General features: G+C 57.0%; 10 protein-coding genes and 1 pseudogene. 7 read left to right on the top strand and 4 right to left on the bottom strand.

Annotated features, from left to right (window positions below; translation table 11 throughout):
• The 3 genes from VN887_08885 to VN887_08875 all read right to left on the bottom strand — a co-directional run.
• Nucleotides 1–582, bottom strand: a 582-nt coding sequence (locus VN887_08885) for a DUF4038 domain-containing protein (protein ID HXT40125.1), incomplete at its 3' end; no start/stop codon positions are given.
• A 66-nt stretch (nt 583–648) separates the two neighbouring features.
• On the bottom strand, nt 649–1,605 hold the full coding sequence (locus tag VN887_08880; GenBank protein HXT40124.1) for an AraC family transcriptional regulator: 957 nt from the start codon (nt 1,603–1,605) through the stop codon (nt 649–651).
• Complete coding sequence (locus tag VN887_08875) at nt 1,602–2,009, bottom strand: hypothetical protein (protein HXT40123.1); 408 nt, start codon at nt 2,007–2,009, stop codon at nt 1,602–1,604. The genes VN887_08880 and VN887_08875 overlap by 4 nt, the downstream gene beginning before the upstream one ends.
• A 797-nt stretch (nt 2,010–2,806) precedes the next feature.
• Between VN887_08875 and VN887_08870 the strand changes: the two genes are divergently transcribed.
• The 7 genes from VN887_08870 to VN887_08840 all read left to right on the top strand — a co-directional run bounded on the left by VN887_08870 (nt 2,807) and on the right by VN887_08840 (nt 8,285).
• On the top strand, nt 2,807–3,283 hold the full coding sequence (locus VN887_08870) for a GNAT family N-acetyltransferase (GenBank protein HXT40122.1): 477 nt from the start codon (nt 2,807–2,809) through the stop codon (nt 3,281–3,283).
• A 144-nt stretch (nt 3,284–3,427) separates the two neighbouring features.
• On the top strand, nt 3,428–4,000 hold the full coding sequence (locus VN887_08865; GenBank protein HXT40121.1) for an RNA polymerase sigma factor: 573 nt from the start codon (nt 3,428–3,430) through the stop codon (nt 3,998–4,000).
• Nucleotides 3,987–4,724, top strand: coding sequence for a hypothetical protein (locus tag VN887_08860; GenBank protein HXT40120.1), 738 nt, complete (start codon nt 3,987–3,989; stop codon nt 4,722–4,724). The genes VN887_08865 and VN887_08860 overlap by 14 nt, the downstream gene beginning before the upstream one ends.
• Nucleotides 4,725–4,912: 188 nt before the next feature.
• A complete protein-coding gene (locus VN887_08855; GenBank protein ID HXT40119.1) occupies nt 4,913–5,497 on the top strand; it encodes a peroxiredoxin-like family protein in 585 nt (194 codons plus the stop codon).
• 94 nt (nt 5,498–5,591) lie between these two features.
• Nucleotides 5,592–6,305: a haloacid dehalogenase type II gene (locus VN887_08850; protein ID HXT40118.1), complete on the top strand. Its 714-nt coding sequence runs from the start codon at nt 5,592–5,594 to the stop codon at nt 6,303–6,305.
• Nucleotides 6,244–6,912: a DoxX family protein gene (locus VN887_08845; protein HXT40117.1), complete on the top strand. Its 669-nt coding sequence runs from the start codon at nt 6,244–6,246 to the stop codon at nt 6,910–6,912. Before VN887_08850 ends, VN887_08845 begins: the two co-directional genes overlap by 62 nt.
• A 236-nt stretch (nt 6,913–7,148) precedes the next feature.
• Complete coding sequence (locus tag VN887_08840) at nt 7,149–8,285, top strand: beta-propeller fold lactonase family protein (GenBank protein HXT40116.1); 1,137 nt, start codon at nt 7,149–7,151, stop codon at nt 8,283–8,285.
• Between the two features lie 338 nt (nt 8,286–8,623).
• Here VN887_08840 and VN887_08835 read toward each other — a convergent pair.
• Nucleotides 8,624–8,854: pseudogene (locus VN887_08835) on the bottom strand (transposase).

Genomic DNA, 8,854 nt, shown 5'->3' with positions numbered 1-8,854 from the left:
AATGATTTCCTTCTGCTCGTCGTTATCCACACCGCGGTCGCCACCGAGAATCCAAACCAAGCCCGCGTTCTTGTAACGCCTGCCCAGCCATTCGCCGTATGTTTCCGCGTTCACCACAGTGAAGAGCGGCTTGCCGTCCTTCACCTTGTCGTGCCAATAGCGGCCCCACGTCGGGAGGAAGCCGAGGTACAGCCCGCGTTTGTTCGCCTCGGCCACGATGAAATCGACGTGGTCCCAGTAATCATTCTGCGGCCCGTCCTTCACCGCAGGCTTGGTAACATCGAGATCGACAAACGGCAGATGACCGTAGGCGTTGGGATCGGTGTGACCGTCGAGTTCCGCAATGGCGACGGATTGGAGCACGTTGAATTTTCGCGCCGCGCGATTCTCGAGGAGCTTGATCGCATCCTCGCGGTTCAGGCGATGAAACAATTCCCACGTCGTGTCGCCAAGCCAGAAGAACGGCTGGCCGTCGGCGGTGACAAGGAAGCGTTTGTTCTCCGAGACCTTGAGTCTGGGTGTTGCCGCCTGGGCCACACAGAGTGAAAGGGCGAGCGCGATAAGCATCGGCAGCGGTTTCATGACCGTGATCATGACTTCCGCCGGGTTCGCAGGCTAGAACAAGGCAGAGGAAATGTTGGACGAATTTTACTGCACCGCCTCGGCGCGAAACTCCTTGGGCGTGCGGCCAAAGGCGCGCTTGAAGCGTTTGTCGAAATAGCTCTGATCCGAGAACCCCGAAGCGTCGGCGATGTCCGCAATGGAGCGATCCGTCTCGCGCAACAGGCGCGCGCCATTCGCCAGCCGAACGTGGTTGAGATAAACCACGAGAGTCATGCCTGCGACCTGCTTGAACGTTTTCATGAACTGCGGGGCACTCATCCCAACGAGCCGGGCCGCCGCGCTTACGGGAAGTTTTTCCGCCGGCCGGGCGTTGATGTGATCAAACAACTTCTTCAATCGCAACGACCGCTCTTGCTGGCGCACGAATTCCCACTTCAACACCTCGGACGCGCGGAAGTGCGCCGCCAGATGATAGAGCAGCTCCAGCAGAAACGCCTTCGCGCCGGCCTGGAAGAACGGCTTCTTCGCGCCGACAAAATAACATTCGAGCAGTCGGCGCAAGGCGTCATGCGCTCCCGCCGCGTTCGCATCGCCGTCGCGCAAGACGTGCGGACGCCGCTCGACCTTGGAGTAAAACGGAAGCAGGAAGGCGTAGTCGTGCGAGGGCGAGCCAAGGCTGTACACGAACTCCGGCAGGAAGCTGATGACAATCACACGCGTGTCGAAGCCTGGAAAATCCACGACATGATGCAGCTTGAGGTTGTCCACCACCAGCAGATCGCCCCGCCGCAATTCGACCTCCTGCTCTCCCATCCGAAACCGCACCTGACCGTCGAGCGGCAGAAATAGTTCCAGCCTTTCGTGCCACGTCGCGCCGCGAGTGTGCCGTCGCGAAGTGTAGCGGAAAAGCTTGATCGACAGGGGGAACTCGTCATTCAGTTCCATGACGTAATGCCCGCGCCCGTCGAGTTGCGCCGCGATGTCATGCGGTTCAAAACGCAACGGCTCCACCACGCGCATCAATTCCTGCCAACTCTTCATGGTTCCAGTTCCAATCGCGCCAACGCGTAGCGCGGTAGGTTCACGATCGACGCGGGATCCCGGGCCGGACCAGCCGGAGAATTCCGCCACCATGCTTCTGGCTGGCCCAGGCTCTGAGGAGCATTGTGTTCATCGAGCGTTTTTGCCGACAAGTCTCGGAACCGGGTTTGCGTCTTGATGCGAACAGCGACTTGTGCCGCCGTGAGATTCGCCAGCCAGAGCACGGTGCGGCCCGTTTCGGTCAATCCTGCCAATGCTGCAAGTTGCAACGACGTCCGGACGTCGGAGAACCGAGCTTCCGCCAGCCGTGTCAATTCGGCAAAGCCGGCGAAGACATGATACACGGGAAAAACTCCGGCCGCTTCGCCGGCCGCAAATGACGCCTCGCGGTCCGATGGTTTCATGGTAGGTGAACCGAAAGAGCCTTCAGCCTGGACGAAACTGTCGTCCAGTTCCGATCTCGCACCGCGCCATAAATGGCGCGAACCATTTCCCGCTCCCCAAACCGAACCTGACAAACCCATCCCGTTTCGCGTTCCAGTATCAACTCCACCGGTCCTGCCCGCAATGATATCGTTGAGGGATACGATGCGCCAAGATCACAAAGAATGCCGTCTAAAAAAAGACCGGCGGCTTTAATTCGGAAACGTTGGTCATGCGACGGCATCATGTGTACCATATTGTGGCTGGACAATAATGTTGGAAACTGAGCGGTTGGTTTCCCAGCCCGCCAAACAAGAAAGGTGGATGCTCTTGCAAGCCAGCCACTCTAGTCTGGACGCAGATTAGATCGCCGACGGTCTTGATAGTGGCCGGATAGGGCTTATCACGCCTTAAAACCTCTGGCTTATTGGGCAAAACGACGTGAATTGAGCGTTGCGTAAATGTCAAAAGGACCAAAATCCTCAATGGTGACAATTGTCAACTTTAGAGCCGGGTGCATCCTGTGGCACTGGCCGGCGTTCTATCAAAAACGCGAGTGTTTCAAGGTGCTGCTGAGCGACCGTTATTCCAGCCGGAATAAGCCATCCGGTGAATGCTTCAGATAACTATGGACGAATTGGATTGCGAACGAATCGGAACCGACGTCGCCACGACCGTCGCTTCCTGCGGTCGCTCAATCGAGAAGGAAAATGGTCGCGGGGATTTGCCTGATGATCCTAGCACCGTTTAAGGCTTAATTGATTGGCCTGTACGAGACATGTTTAACACATTCGATATCCGACCTGCTCGCGCCACCGATGCAGACTACGTCGGCAACCTGGCGAAACAGTTCGCCGGGTATCTTCGCAGTTTGGGCGACACGACGGACTTCAAGCTGACCGCCGAGGCATATTTGCGGGATGGTTTCGGCTCTCAGCCCGCTTTCGGCGGATTAGTGGCGGAAGATAAAGACCGCGTGATTGGTTACCTGTTGTATCACATAGGCTACGACTCGGATGCCGCCGCGCGCAACCTGCATATCGTGGATTTGTATGTTGACTCCCGGGCAAGAAAACGAGGCGCCGGCCGGGCTCTCTTGGAAACGGCGGCAAGCGTCGCACGCAACGCGGGTGCGAGAGAACTGATCTGGTCGGTTTACCGTGCTAATGGACTTGCCACGACATTCTATGAGAAGCTGGGAGCACAACGCATTACCGATGTATTCTTCATGAAACTATCGGCGGATGCGCTCTGATTCCTTTCTCCAACAACGCGTTATTGCTGCGGTTGTGGATGGCACTGAAGAGGTTTCCCGCTCTAAAGCACGGGTTTTTGAGATGCTTCGAGAAGGCCCTCATTCTGAATGGAATAAAACGCCCGGCGCACACATCAGATAACTGTGGACGAATTGGATTACGAACAGATCGTGGCCTTGCACCACGAAAGCCTTTATCGGTTTGCGTTCAGTCTCGCCGGCAATCCGGATGATGCGGCGGAATTGACGCAGGAAACCTATATCCGGCTGCTCACGAAGGGTGGCCAGCTTCGCGACCAGAGCAGGGTGAAGAACTGGTTGTTCACGACCCAATATCGGATCTTCCTTGGCTGGAAGCGACACGAGAACCGGTTTCAGCATATTGAAGTCTCGTCACTGGAGGATGCGTTGCCGGCGATCTCGCCCGACTTCGCAGACGAAATGGACAGCGAAACAGTGATGGGCGCGGCGCTTGACCTGGAGGAACATTTCCGCGCTCCCCTGGTGCTTTATTATCTTCAGTGTCTCACGTATCGCGAAATCGCAGAGGTGCTGGATTTGCCCATCGGGACGGTCATGTCGCGGCTCGCTCGCGGCAAAGACATCCTTCGCCAGCGACTGACTGGTCAGAAAGAAAGAGAAGACGCGCTGAGAGCAAAAATCATTTCACCGGAGAAATCCTTCCGCGAGAATTCACATCGTTATGAACCGAGATGAAGCCAAATACATTCTGCGCGCCTATCACCTCGGCGGGCAGGACGCCGACGATCCTCAATTCCAAGAGGCACTCGGAATGGTGAAAAGTGACCCCGTGTTGGCGAAGTGGTTCGCGCATGAACAGGCGCTGGACATCCGGCTTTCGGAAAAAATCCGAGCCTTTCCAGTTCCTCCAGATCTGAGAACGCAACTGCTCGCGGCCCGCAAAGTTATTCCGCTGCACGTCTGGTGGCGGCCGCCGGCGTGGATCGCAGTGGCGGCCGCGTGCGCTGCCCTGATGGCTGCATTTACAGTGTTCCTGCTGCGTCCGTCTGGCAACCGGCAGTTCGCTGAATTCCGTTCCTACGTGGCGGACACAACCGCCAAGCTCGATCATCTCGACCTGATGAGCAATGATGTGGACGAAGTCAGGCGGTGGTTGCGGGACCGGAGTGCGCCCGACGATTTCGTCACGCCGGCGAGTCTGAACGGGCGGCCGCGCATCGGCTGCCGGGTTTTTGAGTGGAAAGGACAACACGTTTCACTGGTGTGTTTCAGGATCGAAGGCGGCCGGGAGGCCCATCTCTTTGTAGTGGATCGCGCCACGTTGCGGGGTGCGCCCAATGGAACGATGCCCGAGTTTGCAATGATGGACGGCATCGCCACGGCTTCCTGGAGCAAAGACCGGCGCACCTATGTGTTGGCGACGGACGCGGGCGAAGAAGAACTGAAGCGATTATTGTGATCCGCCTTTCGAGGCGCGTGCCGCGTCATGAACGGATGCGCTGCGGGAATTTATTTTCAGGGAGCTGGAATAATCGGTGACTCACCCGCTTCTGATCGAATGAACAGCCGATCCGCTGGAGCGAAATCGGCATCACGTGTGGCTAAAGTACGAAATTCCGTCGGCATCCGGCCGGCATATGCGAGATCATGAACGCGAAACGAGTCAGTTTAAATCTTCATCAAATTGCGGGGGCACTGTTCGCGGTGGGAGCTTTGTCAATCACGCCTCTACTCAAGGCGGCAGAGCCGCCGAAAACTGGAGATAAAGCCCCTGATTTCGCGCTAAGGACGCTCGACGATCAGCCAGTGCAGCTCAGCGCATTGACGACCAAAGGTGCGGTCGCCCTCCTGGTCTTACGCGGTTGGCCGGGGTATCAATGCCCGCTCTGCGAGCGCCAGGTGCAGGACCTGGTGAAGAATGCGGCGAAAATCAGAGAACGGAACATCCGGATGCTGTTCGTCTATCCCGGTCCGGCGGACCAGCTCAAAGCGCACGCCGGAGAATTTCTTCAGAACAAAGATTGGCCGAAGGATTTTCTGTTTGTGATCGACCCCGATTTCGTTTTTACGGTGAGCTATGGCTTGCGGTGGGACGCGCCAAATGAAACGGCTTATCCTTCGACCTTCATCATCGGAAGCGACAACACGGTGCGGTTTGCGCGGGTCAGCAAGGAACATGGCGGACGAGTTTCCGCAAGCGACCTGCTCAAACAACTCGACGCTCTGAAATAGCCGAAAGTTTCGGACGAACACTTTGGAATCCAACATGCATCTTAATCGTCGAGAATTCGTAACCCGTACGGCCGGTGGCGCCGCATTTGCATTTTTGCCATCGATACCAAGAGCGCTGGCAGATGAACCGGCATTAAAAGCACAGATCAAGGCAATCGCCTTCGATGCGTTCCCGATCTTTGATCCTCGCCCGGTATTTGACCTCGCGGAACAACTTTTTCCCGGAAAGGGCATCGAGTTGGGCAATGAATGGCGTGCCCGCCAATTTGAGTACACCTGGCTGCGGGTCGCGGCGGGACGATACGTGGATTTCTGGCGGGTTACCCGGGACGCATTGGTATTTGCCGCCCACAAAGCGAAGGTGGAACTGCTGCCGCAACACCGCGACGAATTGATGAATGCTTATCTTGGACTGAAGACCTGGCCGGAGGTCGTGCCGGCGCTCAACAGCTTGAAAAAATCCGGTTTGCGGCTGGCGCTGTTGTCGAATTTCACACCCGGCATGCTCGACGCCTGCATCAAAAGTTCCGGACTGGAAGGAATAATCGAGCAGGTTCTGAGCACAGATCGAGCAAAGACTTACAAGCCGGATCCTCGCGCCTACCAGTTGGGAACTGACAGTTTAAAGCTGAGACGGGAGGAAATTCTTTTTGTTGCCTTCGCGGGCTGGGATGCCGCAGGGGCGAAAGCGTTCGGTTATCCGACCTTCTGGGTTAACCGTCTCAAACTGCCAGTGGAGGAATTAGGTGAAGTCCCCGATGGCCGCGGCAACGACCTTTCAGACCTGCTTGGATTTTTGGCAAAATAATCTGGCCGAGTTCAACGCCGTCGCCCGCACTTCTTCAGGGGCTTTGACGAAAGCTTCAAATCATCGCAGAGGAGGAATTATGAGAATTGAATCCGAACAGGCAATGAGCGTGCATCAAGGGACGCTTTCGAAGCGCGAATCCTGGGCAGCGATCCCACTACGCTTGATCGTAGGCTACGGCCTCATGGCGCATGGCTATGCCAAGATCGTGCATGGCCCTGAGCATTTTGCCGCCCTGCTGCAGGCGATCGGCGTTCCCGCGCCGGCGCTTGCGGGCTGGGCGACGATCCTCATTGAACTCGCTGGCGGATTGGCCGTGCTGCTTGGCGCCTTCGTACCGCTGGTCAGCGTGCCCATCGCGGCGATTCTTCTCGTAGCGATGTTTACCGTTCATTTTCCTTACGGTTTCAGTTCGGTCAAACTTCAAGCGGTGACGGCTGCCGGGGCCCAATTTGGTCCGCCTGGTTATGAAATCGATCTCTTGTATCTTGCCTGTCTGGCAACACTCGTCTTGGGCGGCACAGGGCCGTTCACGGCGGGCGGGCTATTTGCCGAGCTCAAAATCAGTCGGGAGCGCCAGGTTAGAGCTTCGTTGGTTGAATCTTGAATCCGCGCCACGGGTTCGTTACCGGCCCGATCGCGTTTCCATTCCGGCGAGATTACGGCGCGGCAGCGTACGGGATGAAGAGCAGCCGAAATTAGTCTGACCCTCTCCGGAATAAATCGCCGCCTCATGTCCCGTATTACCGAACGCGCGGCTTCATTTCGTTGTTTGGACGCATGGTGATGTGTCGGACGGAAGCCGCCAAAACATAACTCAAACATTCACGGAGAAATTAAAGTATGAAACTGGATTCATTGATTCGTTTGTCGGCGGTCGCTTTGGCTCTAGCGCTAATCCCAAGTCTTACCCAGGCCAGCGACCGAGGCGACGACAACAGGCGAGGAGAAGGTGGCGCGGTATTCACGATGGACAACGCCGCCGCGGCAAATCATGTACTGGCTTACCAGCGCGGTGCAGATGGAAAATTGAGAGCAGACGGCTCGTTCGCGACCGGAGGCCGTGGCACGGGCGCTGGTCTCGCCAGCCAGGGTGCCGTGGTTCTTAGTGCCAATGGGCGCTGGTTGTTCGCTTGCAACGCCGGAAGTGACGAGATTTCGGTTTTCCTCGTTGCCCCCACGGGGCTGGTTTTGGTCCACAAGGTACCCTCCGAAGGCAAACACCCCATCAGCCTGGCGTTACATCGCAATTTCTTGTTCGTACTTAACGCAGGTGGTCAGGACGGAGACAAGGACAGCATCGCTGGCTTCGTGTTTTTCGCCGGTCGACTGTTCCCGCTGGCCCATGCAACTCACGCTTTGAGCGCCGATAATACAAACCCGGCGGAAATCAGTTTTTCAACCGACGGCGAAGTGCTTGTCGTCACGGAGAAGGATACCAGTGTGATTGACACCTTCACGGTGGACAACGACGGCTCAATTGACAGCGCCAGGCACTTTCAATCCTCCGGTCAAACCCCGTTCGGCTTTGCTTTGCGCGGACACGATTTAATCGTCTCCGAAGCGTTCGGCGGTGCAGCAGGCGCAAGCGCCGCTTCGTCGTACGATCTCGACGATGACGGAAATCTGGAAGTTGTCAGTCCCTCCGTTCCTACGACTGAATCCTCAGCCTGCTGGGTCGCCGTGACCGACGACGGCCGTTTCGCTTATACCGCCAACACGGGCAGCGGCACAATTTCCGGTTTCCGGATTGCGTCGGACGGTTCATTGAACCTGCTTAACGCGGACGGCGTGACCGGAATCACCGGAACTGGAAGTTCGCCCGCGGACATGACGCTGTCCACCGGCAGCCGTTTTCTGTACGTCCGCAACGGAAATGGCACCATCAGCGCGTTTCTGGTGAAAGCTGACGGCTCCTTGAATCCGTTGCAGAGCATCAGCGGTCTTCCGGCTGGCGCGACCGGACTGGCAGGACGCTAATCCGTGACCGATCTCGCAACGTAATGAAGAACGACAACCGGTCGCCTTGCGTGCGGCGGCCGGTTGCGTCTCGTTTGATGTTTGGCATTCAGTTGGCCGAAGAGACCGTTTCCTGTCGGCTTGTCTTCGGCGCCAGCGAGCTTTCCACTCCGTTAACGGTCGAACTGTCGCCATCGCCTGACCCAATACAGTCGAAATGCGCACAATAGGCACGACCACTTCAATCCGAGCGCCCTGATCCGTGACGCCAGTGTGGTGGGCTTCTTCAAAAATCAGTGCCCAAGTCAGCGACCTCCGGCAAAGCCGGAGGCTTGTAATTGTGAACCGCTCAAAGCGGGTTAATCTTGGAGCCGCTCCAAGCGGCTTTGGCCTTCGAACAGTCCCAACTGCTCGAACCGTTGATCGGCCTTCTCTTGCTCTTGGATATTCAACCGCACGGCGGCTTCATTATGCCCCACGGTCGACACCCAATAGCCCCGTGCCCAGAGAAGTGCTGCCCCACAAAGTTCCGGCGCTTCCCGCCGTAGCTTCGCGCAATGTGGACGGCGCTCTTTCCCTTCAGATACCCC

This window comes from Candidatus Angelobacter sp. (genome assembly GCA_035607015.1).
GTDB lineage: Bacteria > Verrucomicrobiota > Verrucomicrobiia > Limisphaerales > AV2 > AV2.
The sequence above is the reverse complement of the archived record's forward strand: the minus strand, read 5'-3'. Positions and strand labels throughout refer to the sequence as shown.

Bases quoted from the DNA above. Each gene is read 5' to 3' on its own strand.
- VN887_08880 (HXT40124.1), bottom strand. From the start codon at position 1,605: ATGAAGAGTTGGCAGGAATTGATGCGCGTGGTGGAGCCGTTGCGTTTT.
- VN887_08875 (HXT40123.1), bottom strand. From the start codon at position 2,009: ATGAAACCATCGGACCGCGAGGCGTCATTTGCGGCCGGCGAAGCGGCC.
- VN887_08870 (HXT40122.1), top strand. From the start codon at position 2,807: ATGTTTAACACATTCGATATCCGACCTGCTCGCGCCACCGATGCAGAC.
- VN887_08860 (HXT40120.1), top strand. From the start codon at position 3,987: ATGAACCGAGATGAAGCCAAATACATTCTGCGCGCCTATCACCTCGGC.
- VN887_08855 (HXT40119.1), top strand. From the start codon at position 4,913: ATGAACGCGAAACGAGTCAGTTTAAATCTTCATCAAATTGCGGGGGCA.
- VN887_08840 (HXT40116.1), top strand. From the start codon at position 7,149: ATGAAACTGGATTCATTGATTCGTTTGTCGGCGGTCGCTTTGGCTCTA.